Raw genomic sequence first — 25,339 nt, forward strand, 5'->3', positions numbered from 1 at the left:
GTTTGACTGCGGGTGTAGGTGCGTCGATGCGGGTGCGCGGCGTTCACCGCGCACCGTTGCTGCGTGAGTCGTGCTACCGCCTTGCTGTTACCACCAGGCTTCCAGGTGCACGCCGTAGGAGGTGCCGCTGGTCCTGTCGCCATACACCGGGCCGCCATTGTTGAAGGCGTTCACGGCGCCCTTGGCGGCGTCGTTCCACTTGCCGTAGCTGACAAAGGCGCGCAGTTCCGGACGGGCGTAGTAATCGCGCCCCAGGGTGATGGTCGGTGCCAGGGTCAGCTTGGTCAGGCGCAGGGGCGTCGGGTTGAGCTTGTCCTTCAGGCGGCTCACGCCCAGTTCAGCCTGCAACTTGAAATTTTCGGCCAGGGCGTACACCGGACGCGCGCCCACGGTGGTCCAGGTGCTGCTGCCGCCCAGGTCCGATTTGTCGCGCTGGTACAGGGCCACGAATTCCATGCTGAAGTCGCGGGTTGGCTGGATCACGATATCGTCGAACACGCGCACGCGCGTCACGTCCGAACCGAGCAGGGTGCTGCCGGAAGGACCCATGCGCGCGCAGCATGGGCCATTGATGCCGGTGCCGGGGCCGACGCCGTATTGCACGCCCACGGTGTTGCCGCCGCCGAGCAGTTTGGCCTGGCGGTGGAACATCGAGACCTGGTAGCCGTTGTGGGTCGTGACGTTGTTGTTGTCGTCCTGGGCGTGGATCAGGCTGACGGCGAAATCGAGGGTGCCGTTCGGGTTGACCGGCAAGCCTTCGTAGACCACGTTCTGGCGCAGCGCGGCGCTGGTGCTGCGCAGGGTGCGCACGCCCGTGACCGGATCGGTGGAGTAGACGTTGTCGTCGTTGTCCTTGAACACGGCGTAGCTGATCTTGCCGGGGCCGACAGGGTAGCCGTCGACACCGCCGCCGGTGCCGTTCATGTTGATGTACTGCATATCCAGCATGTGGATGTCGGGACGGTAGTAGTGGCGCTTACCGGCCCAGATGATGCCGCCGTTCATGAACGGCAGGTTTTTGGCTTCGACATAGGCTTTCGAGACGCCCAGTTTGGCGTCGCCGAAGTCCGAGCTGTTCTTGTAGGCGTCGGCCCAGATGGTGCCGACGAACTCGGCGCCATTGCTGGACTTGGCCAGGGTGTGGGTGTAGCCGAATTCGGTGAAGCTGTCGCATTCGTTGCCGAGGCGGTAAGCCATGGTGATGCCGCCCAGGCCGTAGCAGCTTTGCGAGCCGCCGTGGTTCGACGAGCCAACCCCGGCGCGCAGGTAACCGTGGAAGCCCTCGGTCTCATGGTCCCCGGCGACAGCGGCGGTGCTGGCGAAAGCGAGCAGCAATGCAGTTGCTAATGTACTCAAAGTAATGCGTTTCATTTAGTCTCCTTATTAGTATGTAAAGTAGCGGGGCGAGGGTGCGCTACCTTGGTCAGCACGCTTGTGGCACTGTTACGTCGACATCCCGGCCACCTTAAAGCGTGTTCAAGCGACAACGTGGGCGACAGTAGCATTGGCTTGCAAAAAAGTACGATTGCGGCGTCCCCGGCCCTTGTAACATTCCAAGTGACTGATTTGTAAGGATAACGCGGCTGCGGGTCTGATGAGTCTGCAACATATCTTTACAATCGCGCGGTGCGCGTCATTGCCTTCGCTCGCTCTGGCGCGGCACCGAAAACGGGCTTAAAACACGATGACCTCGCCTGCAACAAAACGAAACAATTCGCAAAATAACTTTGCAAATCGCTGTAGTAAAATTACATTTTTTGTGCGGTTTTTTCGTTATACACTGTCCCGCAAACAGGAGGGCGTGATAGTGGCGAAAGCGACAATGGGCAAGTTGCCCCGGCAGGCAAGCGCGTGCGGCAGGCGCTTGCTGACCGCGCTGGCGCTCGCTGTGCTGGTGCTGCCGGCATCGGGGGGCGAACCCAAGGCCAGGGCCGAGGCCAAGGCCGGGACCAAGGCCGAAGCCGAAGCCAAGCCCGCGGCCGAGTCGCTGCAGGTGCTGCACTGGTGGCAGTCGGCCAGCGAGCGGCGCGCGGTCGACCTGCTGGCCGAGCGCCTCGGCCAGCAGCACGTGCAGTGGCGCGACGCCATGGTGCCGGGCGGCTCGGGCATCGGCGCCGGCATCGTGCTGCGCAGCCGGGTGCTGGCCAAGGATGCGCCGGAAGTCGCCCAGCTCAATGGGATCGTGATCCGCGACTGGGCCCGGCTCGGCCTGCTGGCCGATCTGGACGAGGTGGCCGCGCGCGGCGACTGGGAGCGCCAGTTGTTGCCCGCTATTGCGGCCCTAATCCGGCCCGGCCAGCATGTGGTGGCGGCCCCGCTCGGCATCCACCGCATCAATATCCTGTTTCACAACCGCGCCCTGTTCGCCCGTCACGGCTTGAGCGCGCCGGTCACCTGGCCCGATTTCGAACGCGCCGCCGCCGTGCTTGCGCGCGCCGGCGTGACGCCACTGGCGCAAAGCAGCGAACCATGGCAGGTCGCCACCCTGTTCGAAACCCTGGTGCTGGCCGAGGGCGGGGCGGCGTATTTTCGCCAGTTGTTCCAGCAGCGCGAGCCGGCCGCCTTCGCCGATCCGCGCCTGGGTCGCGCGCTGACGCACCTGCGCGGCCTCAAGAAGTGGATGGGCGCGCCCGTGCGCGAACTGAGCTGGGCCGAGGAAGTGCGCCAGGTGGCCGACGGCAGCGCCGGCATGCTGGTCATGGGCGACTGGGCCAAAGGCGAGCTCAACGCCATGGGATTGAACAGCGACCGCGATATCGGCTGCGGTGCCGTGCCCGGTACCGCCGCCTTTCACCTGTATAACGTCGACATGCTCAGCATGCTGGCCGAGCGCCCGGCCCAGCGCGCCGCCCAGGAAACCCTGGCGGCCTTGGTCATGCAGCCGGCCCTGCAGCGCGACTACAGCAGGGTCAAGGGTTCGGTGCCGGTGCTGCGCGCACCCGACCTGGCCGCCATGGATGCCTGCGCGCGCGCTTCCTGGACCCTGTTCGCCACGTCCCCGGCCGGGCAGGTGCCGAGCATGGTGCACCGCATGGCCACCGATGAAACCGCACGCGACGCCATGGTGGCCGAGCTGCACCGCTTTTTTCTTAACGAAAGGGTAAGCGTTGCCGATACCCAACGCCGTTTAGGCGTGATCGGCCGCCGCCCGCAAGACAGGTAACAAACTGACACAATGCGAAACATCCTTATCGTCGACGATGACCAGAAGATCAGGACACTGCTCAAGACTTACCTGGAAAAGAACCAGTATTCGGTCACCCTGGCGCACAACGGCGCGTCCTTTTTTACTGAATTTAACCGCAGCGTGGATACCCTGTCCCTGGTGATCCTGGACGTCATGCTGCCCGACACCGACGGCTTTGCCCTGTGCCAGGCGGTGCGGCGCCGCTCGAACGTGCCCATCATCATGCTCACCGCCAGTTCCGACGAAGCCGACCGGGTGGTCGGGCTGGAACTCGGGGCCGACGACTATATTTCCAAGCCGCACAGCCCGCGCGAGCTGCTGGCGCGCATCAAGGCGATTCACCGCCGCACCGGCATGGAAGCGGCGGCGCCGCCGCGCTATCACCGTTTCGGCGGCTTTACCATCGACACCGTCGAGCGCAAGGTGGTCGACCATGTCGGCACGCCGGTGCCGCTGTCGGGGCTCGATTTCCAGCTGCTCAAGTATTTCATCGATCATGCCGGCGAAATCCTCGACCGCAGCGTGCTGTGCGAAGCCACGCGCGGGCGCGACGCCGGGCCGTTCGACCGCTTCCTCGATGTGCAGATCAGCCGCCTGCGCCTGCGTTTCAACGATTGCGGCAAGCAGCCGTGGCTGATCAAGACCGTGCGCGGTGCCGGCTATGTCTTCGCCGCCAGCGTCATCAGCAGCCATGAGTAAGCGCCCGCGCGGCTGGGAGCGCTGCCTGCCGCAATCCTTGCTCGGACGGCTGACCTTGCTGATGGTGGCCGGCGTGATGCTGACCCAGCTGACCGGTAATTACATCTGGGCCAGCCAGCGCCGCGCCGAGTCAGAGGTCGAGGTCGCCAATGCAGCCCAGCAGCTCGGCCACAGCGCCGCCAGCGCCGTGCGCTTCTTTTTGAGCTTGCCGCCGAATTACCGGCCCCTGATCATCCAGCAATTCGGCGAAATGGGAGGCACCCGCTTTTTCGTCGGCCTGAACCGCGACGCGGTGGCGGCCGAGAGCATCGGACCGCAGCCGCTGGCCGATATCGCGCTCGGCACCGTGCAGTCCACCCTGCACGCCGACCTGCCCAACAACCGCAATATGCGGGTCGCCTTTGTGTGGCCCGAGCAGCTGGTGGTGGCCGACGACGGCACCCGCCTGTCGGCCCTGCCGGAGAGCCGGGTGCGCCAGATCGTGCTGGCCAAGCCGGCCCCGGTGCTGCTGATGCAGGTGGAAATGGAGCCGGGCCACTGGCTGTACCTGGCCACCCTGATGCCCAGTCCCTATTTTCTCGACAGCGGCAAGCTGTTTACGCGCGACCACCTGCTGCTGCACGCATTGTCCTTGCTGGCGGTGGTGATGCTGTCGATTCCCGTGGTGCGCTGGACCACGCGCCCGCTGGCGGCGCTGTCGGAAGCGGCCACCGCCTTCGGCAACGGCGAGCGCATGCCGGCCCTGCCGGAAACCGGCAGCCGCGAATTCGTCAACACCGCGCGCGCTTTTGGCGCCATGCGCGAGCGCATCGGCCGCTACATCGACGACCGCGAACGTCTGTTCGTGTCGATCTCGCACGACCTGCGCACCCCCATCATGCGCCTCAAGCTGCGCGCCGAACTGCTCGACGACGATACCCTGCGCGCCGAATTCCACGAAGATATCGATGAACTGGAAATGATGGTCAAGGGCGCGCTCCAGTGCGTCAAAGACAGCGATATCCATGAAACCCCGACCGAAATCCGGCTCGATGCGTTTTTGGCGCGCATGGTGCGCGGCGCCCAGCTGGCCGGGCACGAAGTGTCGTTCGACCCCACCGGCCTGTCGGTGACGGCCAAGCCGCTGGCGCTCAAGCGCGCCATCGGCAACCTGCTGGAGAACGCGCTGCATTACGGCGAACGGGCCCAGATCGCCGTGCGCGCGGTCGGATCGAGCATCCGCATCGCGGTGCGCGACCACGGTCCCGGCGTGCCGGAAGACGCGCTGGCCCAGTTGTTCGAGCCGTATGTCCGCCTCGAACACGGGCGCAAGCAAAATAGCAGCGGCATGGGCCTGGGACTGGGCATCGCGCGCGGCATCGCCCAGGCCCACGGCGGCCAGCTGCTGCTGCAAAACGCCGAGGGCGGCGGCTTTTGCGCCACCCTGGTGCTGCCCAACGCGTCCGGGGGAGGCTGACGATTGTCGACGTCATTGTTGACGCAATTTTGTTGATCCCTGCCGTTGTCGCTACAATGCCGGGATGTCCCTTCCAGTCCCCGATAGCGACGCCCTGGCCGCGTCCCACGCCCTGCAAAACCTGATCGCCGCCGAAATTGCGCGGCACGACGGTGCGATCTCCTTTGCCCGCTTCATGGAACTGGCGCTGTATGCGCCCGGCCTGGGCTACTACACCGGCGGCGCCGCCAAGCTGGGCGCGGCCGGCGACTTTGTCACCGCGCCCGAAATCAGTTCCCTGTTCGGTGCCGCGCTGGCGCAGGTGGCCGCGCCGCTCATGGCGCAAAGCGCGCCGGCGATCCTGGAATTCGGCGCCGGTACCGGCAAGCTGGCGTTCGACGTGCTCACCGCGCTGGCGGCCGACGGCGTGCCGGTGGCGAGCTACGCGATCATGGAACTGTCGGGCGAACTGTGCGCGCGCCAGCAGGAAGCGCTGAAAGACTTCCCGCAGGTGCGCTGGCTGGACGACTTCCCTTCCTCCTTCGACGGCGTGGTGCTGGCCAACGAAGTGCTCGACGCCATGCCGGTGGCGCTGGTGCGCAAGGAGGCGGGGTTGTGGCGCGAGTTGACGGTCACGGTGGAAGAGGGCGAGTTCGCCTGGCTGGCGCGCCAACCCGATGGCGCGCTGGCGGCCCAGATCGCGCGCCAGATTCCGGACGCCGACCTGCTGCCGGACGGCTACCTGACCGAGGTCCATCCCGTGGCCTGCGGTTTCATGGGGTCGCTGGCGCGCATGTTCGGCACTGGCAAGGGCGCCGCCATCCTGCTCGACTACGGTTTTCCGGCGCACGAGTTCTATCTCGACCAGCGGATCGGCGGCACCCTGATGTGCCATTACCGCCACCACGCCCATCCGGAACCGTTCTACCTGCCCGGCTTGCAGGACATCACCGCCCACGTCGACTTCACCGCCATGGCGCTGGCCGCCCAGGATGCCGGCCTGGACGTACTGGCCTACATGAACCAGGCCTCGTTTTTGCTCGGGGCCGGCATCGGCGAGCTGCTGCTGCGGCACGACCCGTCCGACCCGATGCGCTACCTGCCGCAGTCCAAGGCCCTGCAAAAGCTCGTGTCGCCAGCCGAAATGGGCGAATTGTTCAAGGTGCTGGTGGTGGGCAGCGGCGTGACCCTGCCCGACGTGCTGGCGCGGGCCGACCGCAGCCACCGCCTGTAGCGCCTCTGGCAACTTGCCTTGCAGCTACAATGACGATGGCAGTGTGACGCCGGGCGGGCTTGCCGGCGTGACGACATCGGCTATCATGGACGACAGCCCGCTTCCCCCGACCCGACGACAATGGCCAAGATCCACACACATTATGACAACCTGAAGGTGGCGCGCCTGGCGCCGCAGGAAGTTATCCGGGCCGCCTACAAGGCCTTGAGCCAGAAATACCATCCCGACAAAAATCCCGGCGACGAGAAGGCCGCGCGCATCATGGCGATCCTCAACAGCGCCTACGGCACCTTGTCCGACCCGGTGCGGCGCAAGGAGCACGACGAGTGGATCGCGGCCGAGGAGTGGGAAATCGAATGGCTGGAAAGCACCCGCACCGAGGAGGGGCGCGACAAGCCGCGCCATGACGCGCCGCCGGCATGGGATGCGGCGCCGGTCGCGGTGGTGCCGCCGTACCGGGCCGTGCGCGATCCGCGCTGGTGGTTCGGGCTGATGCTGTGTTTTGGTTTGGGTTGCGCGGCCGGCGCCTTTTTCCTGGGCCAGGAGCGGGCGGTGCCGGTGCCGGTGGTGCTGGCGGCGGCGCTGGGAACGGCGGGCACGGGGGCGTCCACGGCTGCCGGCCCGGCGCCCGATGCGCGCGCCGACGGCTGGGCGGTGGCCAAGCCGCACGTGGCCGATGCCGGCCAGCGCCCGCCCGATATCCGCACCCTGGGCGTGACCGAACTGGTGGTGCCGGCGCGGGTGGCCGACTGCGAGAGCGAACTGCACTCCCTGATCGCGCCCAACGGCGAGCCGTGGCCGGCGCAGTCGGGCTATGTGGACGGTTTCCCGATCGGGAACCAGGGACCGGAAACCCAGATCAGCATCGACAACACGCGCAACGGCTCGCCGGTGCTGGTCAAGATTTTCGATCTCGACCGGCGCTCGAACGTGCGCCATGTGTATGTGCTGGCGCGCGACAGCTTCGTGGTCGACCGCCTCGCGGCCGGCAAGTATGAAGTGCGCTACCAGAATGTGGACGTGGGCGGTAGCCAGGCCGAGTGCGTGGGCCGGCGCAAGCAGGCGGCCGCGGCGCGTCCTCTTGATCCGGGTTGAGCCGGTTTTTTTTCATCCCGGGTGCGCCCGGACTTGCCGGGATTTCCCCATGACCGTATTACGAACGATGTTGATGCTGGCGCTGGCCGCAGGCGCCGTCTCCACCGCCAGCGCCGCCGCGCCGGATGCCGCGTCGGCTATCGCGCCGGCTACCGCGCCGGCTACCGCGCGTGGCAAGCAGTACGAGCGCTGCATGGAAAAAGCGGTCAGCAACGTTGATATGCAAGAGTGCATGTCGGCGCAGTACGCGGTCGAGGACAAGCGCCTCAATGTCGCGTACCGGGCCTTGCTGGCGCCTCTGCAAGGCGCGCGCAAGAACCAGCTCCAGGAAGCCCAGCGGCTGTGGCTGAAATATACCGAGGCGAATTGCGGGTTTTATGCCGATCCCGATGGCGGCACGTCGGCGCGCCTGGCGGCCCACGAATGCGCGGTCAGCGCGCGCGCGGCACGGGCGGCCGAGCTTGAGGAACTGGTGCGCGTGCGCTGAGATGCCGGGCGGAGTTCCACGTACGGCAACGCGTCTCGAACCTGCCATGAATGAGATTGTCGAAGCGCGGCAACTGGTCGACCAGGCCTGGCAGCGCCTGGAGCACTGGGACAGTCACATCGCCGCAGCCCAGGCATTGCTTGAGCACGCACGCGCCACCCATCCGCACGATCCGCAGGTGCTGACCTGCCTCGGCGCGCTGCTGTGCGACCGCGCGCGGTACCATGAGGCCGACACCGTGCTGCGCGAAGCGCTGGCGCAGGGATCGCCTGATCGCCACACCACCTTCAATCTGGCGGTGGCGGTGTTCAACATTGGCACCCGGAGGCAGGCGCTGGCGCTGTTCGGGGCTGCCGCCAAACTGCAACCGTCGACCATCACCTGGGCCGCCTATTTCGACCCGCATGGAACCTGAAGCCGGCGAGGGTGGGACCTGCGCCCCATTCTTCCATTTACAACGCAACTCGAACGTCTGGAACTGCGACTCATGCTCATAACGAAATGGGAAATTGGCAAATATCACGATGGGTGGAGTGATGGGTTTCACCGAATCGTCTTGCACGTGCGCGAGGTCCAGACAAATTTTCATTTCGCCAGGGCGACAGTAGAGCGACTCGATTCAGGAGAGCAAATCGGCGGTGTCCAAAAATCCGGCGCCACTCCGGAACAGGCCCTTGATTCTGTTGCAGCATCCTTGGAAGAGTGTGTGGCCAGTTGTCCACGGCCACCTGCCGAATGGGGGCGATTGGAATTGCGCAGCCTGCTAGTAGATTACAGGAAGTTCAATGATGAGCTAACGAGCATCCTCGTGAAGTTGCAAAAACTGAGAGCGAATGGTCACTTGTCTGAGTCGAATTTACATGATCTATATTGGCAGAGCAGGAATTTTTCCGTCAAAAACATTGCCACCCTTACGCATCGGTTGGCAGCGATGTCCGATCAAGATCGCATTGATTTGATGACATCGCCAGACGAGGTGTACAGGAATCTCGCCGATCCTTGTCACCTCGACGACTATGATGGCAGGGCTGCGCTGTTCGAGTTCATCGTTAACCCCTCTGATGAAGTTTTAGAAGCGCATGAAGCTCACAAAGCAAGGGCAATGAGTCCGCTTTCATCAGATGTACAAGGACCGATGTAGAGTCGGGGCCGCGGGTTCCTTCCCGGTGCTCAGCTCGTCAGCGACTCGATCAGCCCCATGTCGCGCGACGACATCAGCTTGTCGATATCGACCAGGATCAGCATGCGCTCGTCGATCGTGCCCAGTCCGATCAGGTAGTCGCTGCCGAACGCGGTGCCCATTTCCGGCGCCGGCTTGACTTGCTCTGGTGTCAATGTGGTCACATCGCTCACGCTGTCGACCACCATCCCCATCACCCGTCCGGAAATATTGAGGATGATGACCACCGTGAACTGGTCGTACACCGGCGTGCCGAGGTTGAACTTGATGCGCATGTCGACCACGGGAATGATGATGCCGCGCAGGTTGATCACGCCCTTGATGAAGTCGGGTGCGTTGGCAATCCGCGTCACCGCCTCATAGCCGCGGATTTCCTGTACCTTGAGGATGTCGATCCCGTACTCTTCCGAGCCGAGCGTGAACGCCAGGAACTCGTGACCCGCGATATCCTTGCCGGATGGCCCGCCACCAGCTACAGTCGAAGAAGGAACTTGCATAGTGTCTCCTTGTCAAAGCGGCGCCGCGGCGGACGCCTGTGCTCTCAAAGAGTAGCAGATGACGCGCCAAATGACGAGCGGTGCTGTTGCCGGTTCGCAAAATATGAATGCAGCGGTGCTCGCCTCGAACAAAACATTGTTTATAATTTGATTGATAAAAAGCGGACCTTGCCATGTCACAGTTGCATTGTTTGCTAATAGTTACGGTCGGGCTGGAACGCACTGTTTTGATTCGCATCATGTATGACCCCCGTTGACAGGGGCCCTTATGGAGCCTGTATGACCGACCCCACAGATGCATCGGACGATAACTGGCTGCTCGACGAAGATGACGAGAGCGGCGGGGGCGCCAGTGCCGCCGCGCTCGACCAGCGCCTGTGGCGCGTGCTCATCGTCGACGACGATGTCGACGTGCACGCGGTCACCCGGCTGGCGCTGCGCAACGTGGCCTTCAAGGGCCGCGAGCTGGAACTGTTTTCCGCCTACAGCGGGGCCGAGGGTTACCGCATCCTGCGCGACACGCCCGACATCGCCCTGGTGCTGCTCGACGTGGTCATGGAAACCGATGACGCCGGCCTGATCCTGGCGCGCCGCATCCGCGAGGAACTCAATAACCAGATCGTGCGCGTGGTACTGCGCACCGGCCAGCCGGGCCAGGCGCCCGAGCAGCGCGTGATCATCGAATACGACATCAACGATTACAAGGCCAAGACCGAGCTGACCACGCAAAAGCTGTTTACCACCGTCATCTCGGCGCTGCGCGCCTACGAGAGCCTGATGATGCTCGAACGCAGCCGCATCGGCCTGGGCAAGATCCTGGCCGGCGCCACCAATCTGTACCAGATCCATTCGCTGCGCGAGTTCGCTTCGGGCGTGCTCAACCAGGTCAGCGCCATCCTCGACGTGGGCGCCGACGGCGTGCTGTGCGTGATGTCGGCCGTCACCGGCGGGCCGACCGTGGTGGCCGCCACCGGCAGCTATACTTCCCTGGCCGACAGTGAAGCGCTGCCGCCCGACCATCCGCTGATGCCGGCCATCGTCAAGGCCTTCCGCGAAAAGCAAAGCCAGTTCGAGCATCCGGTCAATGTGCTGTACATCCACACCCAGGAAGAGCGCCAGCTGTGCATTTCGGTCACGCCGCCGTGGCCGCTGGCGCCGATCCAGCGCGACCTGCTCGAAGTGTTTTGCCAGCGCATCGCGGCTGCCTTCGACAATCTGTACATGTTCGGCCAGTTGCGCAAGGCGCAGGAAGCGACCGTGGTGGCGCTGGCCGACCTGGCCGAGTTCCGCGACCACGGCACCGGCGGCCATGTGCGGAGGGTGCAGGACATGTCGACCCGCATCGCGCAGCGCATGAAGCAGGGCGGGGTCGACGATCCGGGCCTGACCCCGCAATTGCTGGAAATGATCGGCCTGGCCAGCATCCTGCACGACGTGGGCAAGGTGTCCACACCCGACCAGGTCTTGCTCAAGCCGGCCGCGCACACGCCCGAGGAGCGGCGCGTGATGCAGACCCATGCCGAAATCGGGCGCTCGATCCTGGAGCGCGCCGCCAGCATGGTCGATGGCGTGAGCTACCTGACTTACGGCGCCCAGATCGCCGGCGCCCACCACGAGCATTTCGACGGCGGCGGCTATCCCGAGGGCTTGACCGGACGCACCATTCCGCTGGCGGCGCGCATCGTGGCGGTGGTCGACGTGTTCGATGCGCTGCTGCACCGGCGCCCCTACAAGGAACCGTGGCCGTATCCGGACGTGGTGACCTACATCGCCGAACGCAGCGGGGCCCAGTTCGATCCCGAGGTGGTGACGGCGCTGCTCGATATCATCCGCACCAGCCCGCCCGAACCGGTCGATGGCGACGACGATTGACGCGGCGCGCGCAGCGGGCGCGCGTCGCCGGGTGGCTGTGTCGCATTCCTGCATCGGCTTCGCCGTTCCTTAGGGCGCAATTCAACTATTTCGTTCCTCTGCCGTAATATACTGAGACCCAGCGTGCCGACGTACGTCGCGGAACTCTGCCCGCCACAGGCTGATCGGAAAAACAAGAGATGAACGAACTTGAGGGACTGACCGCGTTGATTGTCGAGCCGCATGCGGGCATGCGCGCGAGCATCCACAACATGCTGACCCTGTGCGGGCTGACCAAGATCGACCACGCCGGCAGTTCCAACGCCGCCATCAAGCACCTGGGCCTGAAAACCTTCGACGTGGTGCTCTGCGAGTACGACCTCGACGGCGGCCAGGATGGCCAGCAATTGCTGGAAGACTTGCGCCACCATAAGCTGATGACCATGTCGACCATGTTCATCATGGTCACCGCCGAAGGCAATTACAGCAAGGTGGTCAGCGCGGCCGAGCTGGCGCCCACCGATTACATCCTCAAGCCGTTCACCGCCGACCTGCTGCTCGAACGCATCGGGCGCGCGCTCGACAAGCGCAATGTCTTCATGCCGGTCTATCAACTGATGGATGCGGGTAGCCAGCGCGAAGCGATCGAAGCGTGCGCCGACGGCATGCGCCTGCACCCGCGCTACGCGGTCGATTTCCTGCGCCTGCGCGCCGAGCTGCACATGTTCCTGGGCGAGCCGGAGCTGGCCGAGCCGATCTACCAGCAATTGTTCGACGCCAAGGCCATCGCCTGGGCCCGCCTCGGCCTGGCCAAGACCCTGTTCATGCGCGAACGTTTCGACGAGGCCAAGGAGATCCTGACGTCCCTGGTCGACAGCAACAAGAAATTTGTCGACGCCTATGACTGGCTGGCGCGCACGCATGCCGCCGTGGGCGAACTGGACAAGTCGCAAGCGGTCCTGAGCGACGCGGTGGCGGTCTCGCCCCACGCGGTGCGGCGCCTGCGCAAGCTGGGCGAGGTGGCGCTGGAAACGGGCGACACCGAGACCGCCGAAAAAATCCTCAAGCAAGTCGTGAGCAAGGCCAAGTATTCGACCTTCCGCGACCCGGAAGACCACGTCAAACTGGTCCAGACCCTGGTGAAAAAGGGCGATCCGGTGCAGGCGGCGGCCGTGATCCGGGACCTCGACAAGTCGCTGGGCGGGCAAAAGAACACGGCCGTGTGCAGCGCCATTTCCTCGGCCATGGTGCATGAGTACACCGGCAACGATGCACGCCTGGAAGAATCGCTCACGGCGGCGCTGGAAGGTTGCCGCCTCACCAGCGGCCTCTCGCCCGAGGTCAAGATGGAGCTCGCGCGCAACTGTTTGCACAACAATATGGAGCAGGGCGCGGCCGACGTCATGAGCGAGGTGATGCGCAACGCGGCCAACGGCGCCGTCATGGCCAAGGCGATGGCGGTGTTCGAGCAGGCCGGGCGCACCGACCTGGCCCTGACGGTGGCGCACGAGAGCCGCCAGGCCGTGGTCGACCTGGTGGCGGCCGGCGCGGCCAAGGCCAACGAGGGCGACTACCGCGGTTCGGTCGAGCTGATGCTGGAGGCGGTCGGCAAGTTGCCGGACAATCCGCAAGTGGTGTTCAATGCCGCCGTCGCCGTGCTCAAGTGCCTGGAAAACGTTGGCTGGGACGAGCCCCTGGCCCAGCATGCGCTGGCGCTGATCGACAATGTGCGCCGGCTCGACCCCGTCAATCCGAAATTGCCGGCCCTGGCCGGCCTGCATCAGCAGATCCTGACCAAATACGACAAGGGCGCGCGCAGGAAAGCCGGCGCGCCCGCCTAAGCCTACCCCATGTCCAGCGCTTCTCCTCCTTCCGCTTCTCCTTCCCACGCCGATGGCGACACCCGGCGCGTGCGCGCCTCCCTGATCCACAAGGTGTGCGGCGACGAAGACATGTTCGCCCTGGGCGCCTCGGTGGCGCGCGTGGTCGAGATGGCGTCTTCCGACGACGAGGGCACGCATGACCTGGCCTATTACGTGCTGTCGGACGTGGCCCTGACCCAGCGCATCCTGCGTCTGTCGAACACGCCGACCTACCGCACCAAGTCCGGCACCACGGTGACCACGATTTCGCGCGCCATCTCGCTGCTCGGCTTCGACAATGTGCGCACCACGGCGCTGGCGATGCTGCTGGTCGACGCCCTGTCCAACAGCGCCCATGCCAACAGCGTGCGGATCGAGCTCGAGGCGGCCCTGTGCGCCAGCCTGGTGGGGCGCGAAATGGCGCGCCACAGCGCTTACCAGGGCGCCGAGGAAGCCTCGATCGGGGCGCTGTTCAAGAACCTGGGGCCGCTGCTGGTGGCTTCGCACGAGCACGACCGCTACCGCGAGATCAATGCGCTGGTCAAGGGCGGCACCCACAGCGTGGGCCAGGCCTCGCAAATGATCCTGGGAGCGAGCTACGATGCCCTGTCGCAGGCGGTGATGGCGGAGTGGAAGATTCCGGACGTGATCGTCCGCTCGCTCAGCCCGCTGCAGGCGGGGGCGCAGAAGGTGGCGATCAACCGCGGCGAGTGGATGCGCCAGGTGGCGTCGTTCTCGATGGAAGTATCGCGCCTGCTGGGGCGTTCCGCCAGTCCGGCCGAGAGCCCGGAATTTCAGGCCTTGCAGCTGCGCTACGGGGTGGCGCTGAACCTGAGCGCCGACCAGATGAAGGCCTTGTTCGAGACGGTCCAGAACGAAATGACGACCTTGCTGCGCAGCATGAACATGGAGCCGCAGCCGCGCGACGAGGAAACCTCCGATAGCGGCGGGCTGCCGAACGTGCTGTTGCTGGCCACCATGGACGCGGGCGGGGGCGCGGCGGGCGGGGCCCATCCGAGCGGCAAGCCGCACAATGCGCGCGAGCTGCTGCTGGCCGGGGTGCAGGATGTGACGCAGATGCGCGCCGCGGGCGACGCCAAGGTCAACGATGTCATCCTGGCGGTGCTGGAAACCCTGTACAAGAGCATGGGTTTCCGCTTCGCCACGGTGTGCCTGAAGGATGCCCGCAGCGGCCAGTACCGGGCGCGCCTGGCGTTCGGCGAAGACCATGCGCGGCGCCAGGCCGGCTTTGCCTTTCCCATGGGCGCGGCGCGCGACCTGTTCCACCTGTCCATGGAAAACGATGCCGACCTGATGATCGCGGACGCCACCAGCCCCAAGATCCGCGACCTGGTGCCGCTCTGGCACCGGGCCCTGCTGCCGGACGCCAAAAGCTTCATCGTGCTGCCGCTGGTGGTGAGCAAGGTGCAGGTGGGCCTGTTCTATGCCGACCGCGCCGAGCTCGCGCCGGAGGGCGTGCCGCCCGATGAAACGTCCCTGATCAAGGCCCTGAAAGGGCAGGTGCTGCTGGCGCTGGCGCCGTAGTAGCACGCTCCCGTTCCCCTATGTTCCCGGCCCCTCCGCGATTCCTGCCCCCCACCGTCATTCCTGCCCTCCCACCGTCATTCCCGCGCCCCAGCCGTCATTCCCGCGTGCGCGGGAATGACGGCTGGGGCGGAGGAAGGGAGAGGAGGGAGAAAGCCATCACCCAGGCATCAAAAAAAGAATTTCACATTTTTTCGCCAAGCCCTTGCACATCCCGACTTCTTCCCGTTACAATCACGCCCCGAAGCAAGACGTCAATGAGTTAGCAGAAAGCACCCTGCAAATATAATTGACAGTAGATTGATCTTGCTTCATACTCTGCGGTTCCTCGCGGAGGGGTGGCCGAGTGGTTAAAGGCGACAGACTGTAAATCTGTTCTCTATGAGTACGCTGGTTCGAATCCAGCCCCCTCCACCAAGTTGTTGCAGAAGATGTTGTAGTCGGTGAAGTAGTAACTCGCGGGTGTAGCTCAATGGTAGAGCAGAAGCCTTCCAAGCTTACGACGAGGGTTCGATTCCCTTCACCCGCTCCAGTGCTTCATGCAATGCGCGATCGGTGGCAGCAAGATCGCAAAATCGTAATACATAATCGCCCTTTTAGCTCAGTGGTAGAGCACTCCCTTGGTAAGGGAGAGGCCACGTGTTCAATCCACGTAAAGGGCACCAGAATTCAATGCTTCACGGCATACGCAACAGTCGCAGTATTCAATAGTTAGTCAGGCGCGTGCCTGGTCACACTCAAAATCGTTAGGAGTCTAAAATGGCAAAAGGTAAATTCGAACGGACCAAGCCGCACGTCAACGTCGGTACCATCGGACACGTTGATCACGGCAAGACCACCCTGACGGCAGCTATCGCAACCGTTCTGTCGAAGAAATTCGGCGGCGAAGCAAAAGCATACGACCAGATCGATGCAGCACCAGAAGAAAAAGCGCGCGGCATCACCATCAACACCGCTCACGTCGAGTACGAAACGGCTAACCGCCACTACGCTCACGTTGACTGCCCAGGCCACGCCGATTACATCAAGAACATGATCACCGGCGCAGCACAGATGGACGGCGCGATCCTGGTTTGCTCCGCAGCTGACGGCCCAATGCCACAGACCCGCGAGCACATCTTGCTGGCACGCCAGGTTGGCGTTCCTTACATCATCGTGTTCCTGAACAAGTGCGACCTGGTCGACGACGCAGAACTGCTGGAACTGGTTGAAATGGAAGTGCGTGAGCTCTTGTCGAAATACGAGTTCCCAGGCGACGACCTGCCAATCATCAAGGGTTCGGCACGTATGGCCCTCGAAGGCAACACCGGCGAAATGGGCGAAGTCGCGATCATGGCCCTGGCCGAAGCGCTGGACACCTACATCCCAACGCCAGAGCGCGCAATCGACGGCGCCTTCCTGATGCCTGTGGAAGACGTGTTCTCGATCTCGGGTCGCGGCACCGTTGTGACCGGCCGTATCGAGCGCGGTGTTGTTAAAGTCGGCGAAGAAATCGAAATCGTTGGCATCTCCGACACCGTCAAGACCACTTGCACCGGCGTGGAAATGTTCCGCAAGCTGCTGGACCAGGGTCAAGCTGGCGACAACGTCGGTCTGCTGCTGCGCGGCACCAAGCGTGAAGACGTACAGCGTGGTCAGGTTCTGGCGAAGCCAAACTCGATCAAGCCGCACAATCACTTCACCGGTGAGATCTACGTCCTGTCGAAAGACGAAGGCGGCCGTCACACCCCGTTCTTCAACAACTATCGTCCACAGTTCTACTTCCGTACTACGGACGTGACTGGTTCGATCGAGTTGCCAGCGGACAAAGAAATGGTTATGCCAGGCGATAACGTGTCGATCACCGTCAAGCTGATCAACCCGATCGCGATGGAAGAAGGCCTGCGTTTCGCGATCCGCGAAGGTGGCCGTACCGTTGGCGCAGGTGTTGTTGCAAAGATTCTCAGCGAAGTCGCTGGTAAGTAATTAGTTAGGGCGAGCCCGGACTCTCCGTCCGGCGCTCCGCCGAAATCAGCAGCTTGCCATCAGCGGCCGGACGATGGTATAATTGCTGATTCCACTGAAGTTTTACGTAGGGACGTAGCTCAATTGGCAGAGCGTCGGTCTCCAAAACCGAAGGTTGGGGGTTCGATGCCCTCCGTCCCTGCCACCGTTCTGGTGCAGGGCACCGAAAGTAAAAACGTATGTCTAATCAATCCGTGCAAACCGTCAGCACGTCGAACGACAAGTTTAAAGTCGCGCTGGCAGTGGTTGCCGCGATTGCAGGGGTGATCGGGTTCTTCTACCTGAAGGGCCAAAGTAAACCAGCTTGGATGTGCGGTGCCGCACTCGCGGCTGGTTTAGTTTTTGCCGTCCTGCTTTTGTGGACCTCTTCCAATGGCCGTGATTTCTTGAATTTCGCCAAAGAGTCTGTGCGCGAGACCAAGAAAGTCGTTTGGCCCGCTCCCAAAGAAGCTATGCAGATCACGGGTATCGTGTTTGCGTTTGTTACCGTCATGGCGCTGTTCCTGTGGGGCACGGACAAGATGCTTGAATTTTTGTTGTACGACGTGATCCTGGGTTGGAAATAACATGAGCGAAAATGTGCAAGATGATGCGGCCGGCGAACCAGCGGTTGACGCTCCGGCGGCCGACGCTTCGGCGGCCGACGCATCGGTGCCGGGCGTAGACGCTCCGGCACAAGACGCTGGCGCAGCACTGAGCGTGCCAGTTAGCAACAAGCGCTGGTACGTTGTGCATGCTTATTCCGGCATGGAAAAAAGTGTCATGCGCGCACTGACCGAGAGAGTCGAGCGCGCCGGTATGCAAGATCAGTTCGGCCGCATCCTGGTGCCGGTCGAAGAAGTCGTTGAAGTCAAGAATGGCCAGAAGTCGGTCACCGAACGTCGTTTCTTCCCAGGCTATGTGCTGGTTGAAATGGAAATGACGGACGAGACCTGGCACTTGGTCAAGAACACCAGCAAGGTCACCGGCTTTATTGGCGGTAAGTCGAACAAGCCGACGCCGATTCCCGCGCGCGAAATCGACAAGATCATGCAGCAGATGCAAGAAGGCATCGAGAAGCCGCGCCCGAAAGTGCTGTACGAAGTGGGCGAGCAAGTGCGTATCAAGGATGGTCCGTTCACCGACTTCAACGGCAACGTCGAAGAAGTCAATTACGAGAAATCCAAAGTGCGCGTCTCGGTTACCATCTTCGGTCGTGCAACGCCTGTCGAACTCGAGTTCGGCCAGGTCGAGAAAGTATAAAACGTCGTTCCCGCGCAGGCGGGAACCCAAGTTCGGCGCCGTAGTCTGCGCAGTGAACTTGGGCCCCCGCCTTCGCGGGGGCGACGATAGCGCCTAATCGGAGCGCCGCAGTCGTTTAGCGAAATCCGGTAAGAGGAGCCCTGCCATGATTGTACCGGCGGGGCGCTACTACTCAATCCAAGATAGGAGCCATCATGGCAAAGAAAATCATTGGTTTTATCAAGCTGCAAGTGCCAGCTGGTAAAGCAAACCCATCCCCACCGATTGGCCCAGCACTGGGTCAGCGCGGCCTGAACATCATGGAATTCTGCAAGGCGTTCAACGCCCAGACCCAGGGTCAAGAGCCAGGTATGCCAATTCCAGTCGTGATCACGGCGTTCGCGGACAAGTCCTTCACTTTCGTGATGAAGACGCCTCCAGCGACTTACCTGATCAAGAAGTTCGCCGGCATCACCAAAGGTTCGCCAACGCCACATACCACCAAGGTAGGCAAGCTGACCCGCGCTCAAGCTGAAGAAATCGCTAAAATCAAACAGCCGGATCTGACCGCTGCCGACATGGATGCCGCAGTGCGCATCATCGCCGGTTCCGCTCGTTCGATCGGCATCACGGTGGAGGGTCTGTAATGGCTAAGCTGTCCAAACGCGTTAAAGCAATCAAAGCCAAAGTCGACCGTAACAAGTCCTACGGCTTCGACAATGCAGTCGCTCTGGTGAAAGAATTCGCCACCGCCAAGTTCAACGAATCGATCGACGTATCGGTTCAGCTGGGCGTGGATCCTAAGAAGTCGGATCAAGTCGTGCGCGGCTCCGTCGTTCTGCCAGCAGGCACCGGCAAGACCGTTCGCGTTGCAGTATTTGCAACCGGCGAAAAAGCCGAGCAAGCAAAAGCTGCCGGCGCCGACATCGTTGGTATGGAAGACCTGGCTGAGATGGTTAAAGCCGGCAACATGCCTTTCGATATCGTCATCGCTTCGCCAGATACCATGCGTATCGTCGGTACCCTGGGCCAGATCCTGGGACCACGCGGCTTGATGCCTAACCCGAAAGTCGGCACTGTTACTCCTGACGTCGCTACCGCCGTGAAAAACGCGAAAGCCGGCCAGGTTCAGTACCGTACCGACAAGGCAGGTATCATCCACGCAACGATCGGCCGTAAATCGTTCGCTGACGCTGACCTGAAAGCCAACCTGGTTGCGCTGATCGATGCTCTGAACAAGGCTAAGCCAGCCTCGTCGAAAGGTGTTTACCTGCGCAAGGTAGCCCTGTCGTCGACCATGGGCGCCGGCGTTCGCGTCGACCAGGGTTCCCTGGCTGCTTAAGTTTCGGCTTCAAGTACAAAATTAAGTCCATGGTGCAAACCGTGGCGACTCTTTGGGATGTCCGGGTGCAAGCCCGGGCAGACAATCAAAGACCGTTGGGCTGAAGGCAGCAGGCAGGCTGGAGGTTAATAGATCACCCAACGCAGATGGTGCACCCGAGCAAGTTTTGTTAGTCCCGCTGCGTGAATTCATCCGCTCAGTTGTACTTCTAAACGTCGGACGCCGTTGTTCGAACCGATGCAAGGCATTTGCCGCGCATCATTTTAGGAGGTTGACCGTGGGTCTCAATCTGAATGACAAAAAGGCCGTCGTCGCCGAAGTTTCCGCAAAAGTAGCAACTGCGCAAACCATCGTCGTGGCCGAATATCGTGGCATCCAGGTTGGTCACTTGACGCAACTTCGTGCCAAAGCGCGTACCCAGGGTGTGTACCTGCGTGTTCTGAAGAACACGCTGGCTCGCAAATCCGTTGAAGGTACGCAGTTTGCTAACCTGGCCGACTCGATGGTCGGTCCGTTGATCTACTCGATCTCGGATGATGCCGTTGCAGCAGCTAAAGTCATCGCTGACTTCGCTAAAACCAACGACAAACTGGTTATTACCGCAGGTAACTACGCAGGCAAACAGCTGGATAAAGCAGCTGTTGTCGCGTTGGCAAGCATTCCTAGCCGTGAAGTCCTCATCTCCCAGATCCTGGGCCTGATGCTGACGCCGGTGTCGAGCTTTGCACGTGGTCTGGCTGCCCTGGCAGCGAAAAAAGGCGAAGGCGCCGCTCCTGCAGAAGAAACTGCAGCAGCAGAAGAAGCCCCAGCAGCAGCGTAATCGTCCGCGATTACTTGCGCTTTTTTTAGTCAATACCAATCTATACAACGTATTAGAGGACATCGCTGCAAAGCGGCTCTGTCCTCCACAAAATAAATGGAGTTTCAAATGGCAATCAGCAAAGACGACATCCTGGCAGCAGTTGGCGAAATGTCCGTAATGGACCTGAACGACCTGGTCAAGGCATTCGAAGAAAAATTCGGCGTATCGGCAGCTGCAGTCGCAGTTGGCGGCGGCGCTGGTGCAGGTCCAGCGGTTGTTGCTGAAGAGCAGACCGAATTCAACCTGATCCTGGCTGATTTCGGCGCGAACAAAGTTGGCGTCATTAAAGCAGTTCGCGAAATCACCGGCCTCGGCTTGAAAGAAGCTAAAGACCTGGTCGATGGCGCACCAAAAACGGTGAAAGAAGCGATCTCGAAAGCTGACGCTGAAGCCGGCAAGAAAAAGCTGGAAGAAGCTGGCGCGAAAGCCGAAATCAAGTAATAGCAACAAAGCCTTATTTGGCGTTCAGTTCTGCGCCGGAGTCAAAGCTTGCGGTCCTCTCCCGAAAGGGGGAGGATGCGGCTTTGGCTCTTTTGTCGTCCCTGTCGTATAAGTAACGCTTAAGCGGTACCCGGTAGTATTCGTATTATCTTCTTATCACCTGGCAAAAAGTTCGAGACTTGAGGCCTTTCTAGTGCGCGCCCGGCCCTGGAAATTCCTGAATTCTCATCCTTTCTGTCACTCACGGAGTGTCCATGCACTACTCATTTACTGAGAAGAAACGCATTCGCAAGTCATTCGCGAAGCGCGCCAACGTTCACAACGTTCCTTTCCTTCTGGCTACACAGCTCGAATCCTACGAGAATTTCTTGCAAGCGGATACCATCCCGTCGACCCGCAAGAACGATGGCCTGCAGTCGGCTTTCACCTCGATTTTCCCTATCGTGTCGCACAATGGTTTTGCGCGTCTCGAATTCCTGTCGTATGTCCTGGGTGACCCGGCCTTCGACGTCAAGGAATGCCAACAGCGTGGCCTGACGTTCGCGTCGCCGCTGCGCGCCAAGGTGCGTCTGGTGATTCTGGATAAAGAATCGCCGACCAAGCCTGTGGTTAAGGAAATGAAAGAGCAAGAAGTTTACATGGGCGAATTGCCGCTCATGACGACCACCGGCTCATTCGTCATCAACGGTACCGAGCGTGTGATCGTCTCGCAGCTGCACCGTTCGCCTGGCGTGTTCTTCGAACACGACCGCGGCAAGACCCACTCGTCGGGCAAGCTGTTGTTCTCGGCACGGATCATTCCTTACCGCGGCTCGTGGCTGGACTTCGAGTTCGATCCGAAGGACATCCTGTTCTTCCGCGTCGACCGCCGCCGCAAGATGCCTGTGACGATCCTGCTGAAGGCTATCGGGATGTCGCACGAACAGATCCTGGCGAACTTCTTCGTATTCGATAATTTCAATCTGCGCTCCGAAGGCGCCGAGATGGAATTCGTCGCCGAACGCCTGCGTGGCGAAGTCGCGCGTTTCGACATCGTGGACAAATCCGGTAAAGCACTGGTGCTGAAAGACAAGCGTATCAACGCCAAGCACGTGCGCGATATCGAAGCAGCCGGCATCAAGCACATTTCCGTGCCTGAAGACTACCTGCTCGGCCGTGTGCTGGCCAAGAACATCGTCGATGCGGACACCGGCGAAGTCGTCGCCTCGGCCAACGACGAGCTGACCGAAGACGTGCTCGGCCGCCTGCGCGAAGCCCACATCAGCCAAATCCAGACCCTGTACACGAATGATCTCGACCAGGGTGGCTACATTTCGCAAACCCTGCGTATCGACGACACCGCTGACCAGATGGCTGCGAAAGTGGCGATCTACCGCATGATGCGTCCAGGCGAGCCGCCAACCGAAGATTCGGTCGAAGCCCTGTTCAACGGCCTGTTCTACAGCCCTGAGCGCTACGACCTGTCGGCCGTCGGCCGCATGAAGTTCAACCGCCGCATCGGCCGCGATGAACTGACCGGCATGATGACCCTGTCGAACGACGACGTGCTGGCTGTGATCAAGATCCTGGTGGAACTGCGCAATGGCCGCGGCGAAGTCGACGATATCGATCACCTGGGTAACCGTCGCGTACGTTGCGTCGGCGAACTGGCGGAGAATCAATTCCGTGCCGGCCTGGTGCGCGTTGAGCGCGCCGTCAAGGAACGCCTCGGCCAAGCCGAAGCGGACAACCTGATGCCGCACGACCTGATCAACTCGAAGCCGATTTCGGCCGCGATCCGCGAGTTCTTCGGTTCGTCCCAGCTGTCGCAGTTCATGGACCAGACCAACCCGCTGTCGGAAATCACCCACAAGCGCCGCGTTTCCGCGCTCGGACCTGGTGGTCTGACCCGCGAACGCGCCGGCTTCGAAGTGCGCGACGTGCACCCGACCCACTACGGCCGCGTGTGCCCGATCGAAACGCCAGAGGGCCCGAACATTGGCCTGATCAACTCCTTGGCTCTGTTTGCCCGCCTGAACGAATACGGCTTCCTCGAGACGCCGTACCGCAAGGTCGAAAACAGCATGGTCACCGACAAGATCGACTATCTGTCCGCGATCGAAGAAGGCCGCTACATCATCGCCCAGGCGAATGCGACCATCTCGTCCGAAGGCACCTTGTCGGATGAACTGGTGTCCGCGCGTGAAGCCGGCGAAACGATCCTGGTCTCGCCAGAGCGCATCCAGTACATGGACGTCGCTCCAGGCCAGATCGTTTCGGTCGCCGCCTCGCTGATTCCCTTCCTCGAACACGATGATGCGAACCGCGCATTGATGGGTGCCAACATGCAGCGCCAGGCCGTTCCTTGCCTGCGCCCTGAAAAAGCCTTCGTCGGTACCGGTATCGAACGCACCGTGGCAGTCGACTCGGGCACCACCGTGCAAGCCTTGCGTGGCGGCGTGGTCGACTACATCGATGCAGGCCGTGTAGTGATTCGCGTCAACGACGACGAAGCACTGGCGGGCGAAGTCGGCGTGGACATCTACAACCTGATCAAGTACACCCGTTCCAACCAGAACACCAACATCAACCAGCGTCCGATCGTGCAAGTGGGCGACCGTGTCGCCAAGCGCGACGTGATCGCCGATGGCGCTTCGACCGATCTGGGCGAACTGGCTCTGGGTCAGAATATGCTCGTGGCATTTATGCCATGGAATGGTCTGAACTTCGAGGATTCGATCCTGATCTCGGAAAACGTCGTGAAAGACGACCGCTACACCTCGATTCACATCGAAGAGTTGTCGGTGGTGGCACGCGATACCAAGCTGGGCGCCGAAGAAATTACGCGCGACATCTCGAACCTGGCGGAAAACCAGCTGGCTCGTCTGGATGAATCCGGCATCGTCTACATCGGTGCTGAAGTCCAGGCAGGCGACACCCTGGTCGGTAAAGTAACGCCAAAAGGCGAAACCCAGCTGACCCCGGAAGAAAAGCTGCTGCGCGCGATTTTCGGCGAGAAGGCGTCGGACGTCAAAGACACCTCCCTGCGCGTGCCTTCGGGCATGGTCGGTACCGTGATCGACGTCCAAGTGTTTACCCGTGAAGGCATCGTCCGCGACAAGCGCGCCCAGCAGATCATCGATGATGAACTCAAGCGTTTCCGCCTCGACCTGAACGACCAGATGCGGATTGTGGAGGGCGATGCCTTCCAGCGTCTGGAAAAAATGCTGATTGGTAAAGTAGTCAATGGCGGCCCTAAAAAGCTGGCCAAGGGCGTGAAGATCACCAAAGAGTACCTCGACGACCTCGACAAGTACCATTGGTTCGATATCCGTCCAGCTGACGACGATGCCGCCACTGCCCTCGAAGCGATCAAGGAATCGATCGCCGAGAAGCGTCACCAGTTCGACCTGGCCTTCGAAGAGAAGCGCAAGAAGTTGACCCAGGGCGATGAGCTGCAACCAGGCGTGCAAAAGATGGTCAAAGTCTACCTGGCCGTCAAGCGCCGCCTGCAGTCGGGCGACAAGATGGCCGGCCGTCACGGTAACAAGGGTGTGGTTTCCCGTATCGTGCCAGTCGAAGACATGCCGTACATGGCGGACGGTACCCCGGCCGACATCGTGCTCAACCCGCTGGGCGTTCCTTCGCGGATGAACGTCGGTCAGATTCTGGAAACCCACTTAGGTTGGGCAGCCAAGGGCCTGGGCCTGCGCATCGGCGAAATGCTGAAAGCGCAAGCCAAGGTCCAGGAAATGCGCAAGTTCCTGAACTTGATCTACAACGAAACCGGCAAGACGGAAGACCTGGACAACTTCAGCGACGACGAGATCATGACCCTGGCGCAAAACCTGAAGAACGGCGTGCCATTCGCGACGCCAGTGTTCGACGGTGCGCACGAGTCGGAAATCCATCGCATGCTGGACCTGGCGTATCCTGACCATATCGCGACCAAACTCGGCATGACACCGTCGAAGAACCAGGTCACGATGTACGACGGCCGCACCGGCGAAGCGTTCGAGCGCAAGGTAACTGTTGGCTACATGCACGTACTGAAACTGCACCACTTGGTCGACGACAAGATGCACGCGCGTTCGACCGGTCCTTACTCGCTGGTCACGCAGCAGCCACTGGGCGGTAAAGCCCAGTTCGGTGGTCAGCGTTTCGGTGAGATGGAAGTCTGGGCACTGGAAGCGTACGGCGCATCGTATGTGCTGCAAGAAATGCTGACCGTCAAGTCGGATGACGTGAACGGCCGTACCAAAGTGTACGAAAACCTGGTCAAAGGCGACCATGTGATCGACGCGGGTATGCCGGAATCGTTCAACGTGCTGGTGAAAGAGATTCGTTCGCTGGGTATCGATATCGACCTCGAGCGTAATTAAAGACCACCGGCCCGTCATTCCCGTGAAGACGGGAAT

Annotated in this window: 21 protein-coding genes and 4 tRNA genes; 23 read left to right on the forward strand and 2 right to left on the reverse strand. The window is 61.6% G+C overall.

The window, feature by feature from the left end; genetic code table 11:
• Window positions 1-87 precede the first annotated feature (87 nt).
• Window positions 88-1,371: a maltoporin gene (locus IV454_RS09755; RefSeq protein WP_206091318.1), complete on the reverse strand. Its 1,284-nt coding sequence runs from the start codon at window positions 1,369-1,371 to the stop codon at window positions 88-90.
• A gap of 451 nt (window positions 1,372-1,822) precedes the next feature.
• Between IV454_RS09755 and IV454_RS09760 the strand changes: the two genes are divergently transcribed.
• The 8 genes from IV454_RS09760 to IV454_RS09795 all read left to right on the forward strand — a co-directional run bounded on the left by IV454_RS09760 (window position 1,823) and on the right by IV454_RS09795 (window position 9,278).
• Entirely contained in the window at window positions 1,823-3,163 is a 1,341-nt protein-coding gene (locus IV454_RS09760) for an ABC transporter substrate-binding protein (protein WP_206091319.1), read from the forward strand.
• A 12-nt stretch (window positions 3,164-3,175) separates the two neighbouring features.
• Entirely contained in the window at window positions 3,176-3,886 is a 711-nt protein-coding gene (locus tag IV454_RS09765) for a response regulator (protein ID WP_206091320.1), read from the forward strand.
• Complete coding sequence (locus IV454_RS09770) at window positions 3,879-5,342, forward strand: ATP-binding protein (protein WP_229522164.1); 1,464 nt, start codon at window positions 3,879-3,881, stop codon at window positions 5,340-5,342. The genes IV454_RS09765 and IV454_RS09770 overlap by 8 nt, the downstream gene beginning before the upstream one ends.
• Window positions 5,343-5,406: 64 nt before the next feature.
• Window positions 5,407-6,555, forward strand: coding sequence for a class I SAM-dependent methyltransferase (locus IV454_RS09775; protein WP_206091322.1), 1,149 nt, complete (start codon window positions 5,407-5,409; stop codon window positions 6,553-6,555).
• 120 nt (window positions 6,556-6,675) lie between these two features.
• A complete protein-coding gene (locus IV454_RS09780; RefSeq protein ID WP_206091323.1) occupies window positions 6,676-7,650 on the forward strand; it encodes a J domain-containing protein in 975 nt (324 codons plus the stop codon).
• A gap of 49 nt (window positions 7,651-7,699) precedes the next feature.
• Window positions 7,700-8,137 carry a lysozyme inhibitor LprI family protein gene (locus IV454_RS09785; protein WP_206091324.1) on the forward strand — a complete coding sequence of 146 codons (438 nt, stop codon included), beginning with the start codon at window positions 7,700-7,702 and terminating at the stop codon, window positions 8,135-8,137.
• Window positions 8,138-8,183: 46 nt separating this feature from the next.
• Window positions 8,184-8,552, forward strand: a complete 369-nt coding sequence (locus tag IV454_RS09790) for a hypothetical protein (protein WP_206091325.1) — start codon at window positions 8,184-8,186, stop codon at window positions 8,550-8,552.
• A 72-nt stretch (window positions 8,553-8,624) separates the two neighbouring features.
• Window positions 8,625-9,278 carry a hypothetical protein gene (locus IV454_RS09795; RefSeq protein ID WP_206091326.1) on the forward strand — a complete coding sequence of 218 codons (654 nt, stop codon included), beginning with the start codon at window positions 8,625-8,627 and terminating at the stop codon, window positions 9,276-9,278.
• A 29-nt stretch (window positions 9,279-9,307) separates the two neighbouring features.
• Here IV454_RS09795 and IV454_RS09800 read toward each other — a convergent pair whose 3' ends face one another.
• On the reverse strand, window positions 9,308-9,814 hold the full coding sequence (locus IV454_RS09800; protein ID WP_206091327.1) for a chemotaxis protein CheW: 507 nt from the start codon (window positions 9,812-9,814) through the stop codon (window positions 9,308-9,310).
• Window positions 9,815-10,093: 279 nt separating this feature from the next.
• Here IV454_RS09800 and IV454_RS09805 point away from each other — a divergent pair, with 279 nt between their 5' ends.
• From IV454_RS09805 to rpoB, 15 genes are all read left to right on the forward strand, one after another.
• Window positions 10,094-11,686 (forward strand): DUF3369 domain-containing protein, encoded by a 1,593-nt coding sequence (locus IV454_RS09805; protein ID WP_206091328.1) that lies wholly within the window; start codon window positions 10,094-10,096, stop codon window positions 11,684-11,686.
• 179 nt (window positions 11,687-11,865) lie between these two features.
• The gene (locus tag IV454_RS09810; protein ID WP_206091329.1) at window positions 11,866-13,506 is read left to right on the forward strand and encodes a response regulator; all 1,641 of its coding nucleotides are present in this window, start codon (window positions 11,866-11,868) and stop codon (window positions 13,504-13,506) included.
• 9 nt (window positions 13,507-13,515) lie between these two features.
• Window positions 13,516-15,072, forward strand: a complete 1,557-nt coding sequence (locus tag IV454_RS09815) for an HDOD domain-containing protein (RefSeq protein WP_206091330.1) — start codon at window positions 13,516-13,518, stop codon at window positions 15,070-15,072.
• 332 nt (window positions 15,073-15,404) lie between these two features.
• Window positions 15,405-15,489 (forward strand) — tRNA-Tyr (locus tag IV454_RS09820).
• Window positions 15,490-15,530: 41 nt separating this feature from the next.
• A tRNA-Gly gene (locus IV454_RS09825) sits at window positions 15,531-15,604 on the forward strand.
• 58 nt (window positions 15,605-15,662) lie between these two features.
• Window positions 15,663-15,737 (forward strand) — tRNA-Thr (locus tag IV454_RS09830).
• Between the two features lie 94 nt (window positions 15,738-15,831).
• A complete protein-coding gene (gene tuf, locus IV454_RS09835) occupies window positions 15,832-17,037 on the forward strand; it encodes an elongation factor Tu (protein ID WP_054265806.1) in 1,206 nt (401 codons plus the stop codon).
• Window positions 17,038-17,145: 108 nt separating this feature from the next.
• Window positions 17,146-17,221, forward strand: a tRNA-Trp gene (locus tag IV454_RS09840).
• Between the two features lie 34 nt (window positions 17,222-17,255).
• The gene (gene secE / locus IV454_RS09845) at window positions 17,256-17,642 is read left to right on the forward strand and encodes a preprotein translocase subunit SecE (RefSeq protein WP_054265743.1); all 387 of its coding nucleotides are present in this window, start codon (window positions 17,256-17,258) and stop codon (window positions 17,640-17,642) included.
• 1 nt (window position 17,643) lies between these two features.
• Window positions 17,644-18,318, forward strand: coding sequence for a transcription termination/antitermination protein NusG (gene nusG / locus IV454_RS09850; protein WP_229522165.1), 675 nt, complete (start codon window positions 17,644-17,646; stop codon window positions 18,316-18,318).
• 194 nt (window positions 18,319-18,512) lie between these two features.
• Window positions 18,513-18,944 (forward strand): 50S ribosomal protein L11, encoded by a 432-nt coding sequence (gene rplK / locus IV454_RS09855; protein ID WP_054265745.1) that lies wholly within the window; start codon window positions 18,513-18,515, stop codon window positions 18,942-18,944.
• Window positions 18,944-19,639, forward strand: coding sequence for a 50S ribosomal protein L1 (gene rplA, locus IV454_RS09860; RefSeq protein ID WP_054265746.1), 696 nt, complete (start codon window positions 18,944-18,946; stop codon window positions 19,637-19,639). Before rplK ends, rplA begins: the two co-directional genes overlap by 1 nt.
• A 277-nt stretch (window positions 19,640-19,916) precedes the next feature.
• A complete protein-coding gene (rplJ, locus tag IV454_RS09865; protein WP_166880643.1) occupies window positions 19,917-20,459 on the forward strand; it encodes a 50S ribosomal protein L10 in 543 nt (180 codons plus the stop codon).
• A gap of 108 nt (window positions 20,460-20,567) precedes the next feature.
• Complete coding sequence (gene rplL, locus IV454_RS09870) at window positions 20,568-20,942, forward strand: 50S ribosomal protein L7/L12 (RefSeq protein WP_229522166.1); 375 nt, start codon at window positions 20,568-20,570, stop codon at window positions 20,940-20,942.
• 254 nt (window positions 20,943-21,196) lie between these two features.
• Window positions 21,197-25,303, forward strand: coding sequence for a DNA-directed RNA polymerase subunit beta (rpoB, locus tag IV454_RS09875; RefSeq protein ID WP_206091331.1), 4,107 nt, complete (start codon window positions 21,197-21,199; stop codon window positions 25,301-25,303).
• The last annotated feature ends 36 nt before the right edge of the window (window positions 25,304-25,339 follow it).

The organism is Massilia antarctica (assembly GCF_015689335.1).
Taxonomy (GTDB): domain Bacteria; phylum Pseudomonadota; class Gammaproteobacteria; order Burkholderiales; family Burkholderiaceae_D; genus Telluria_A; species Telluria_A antarctica.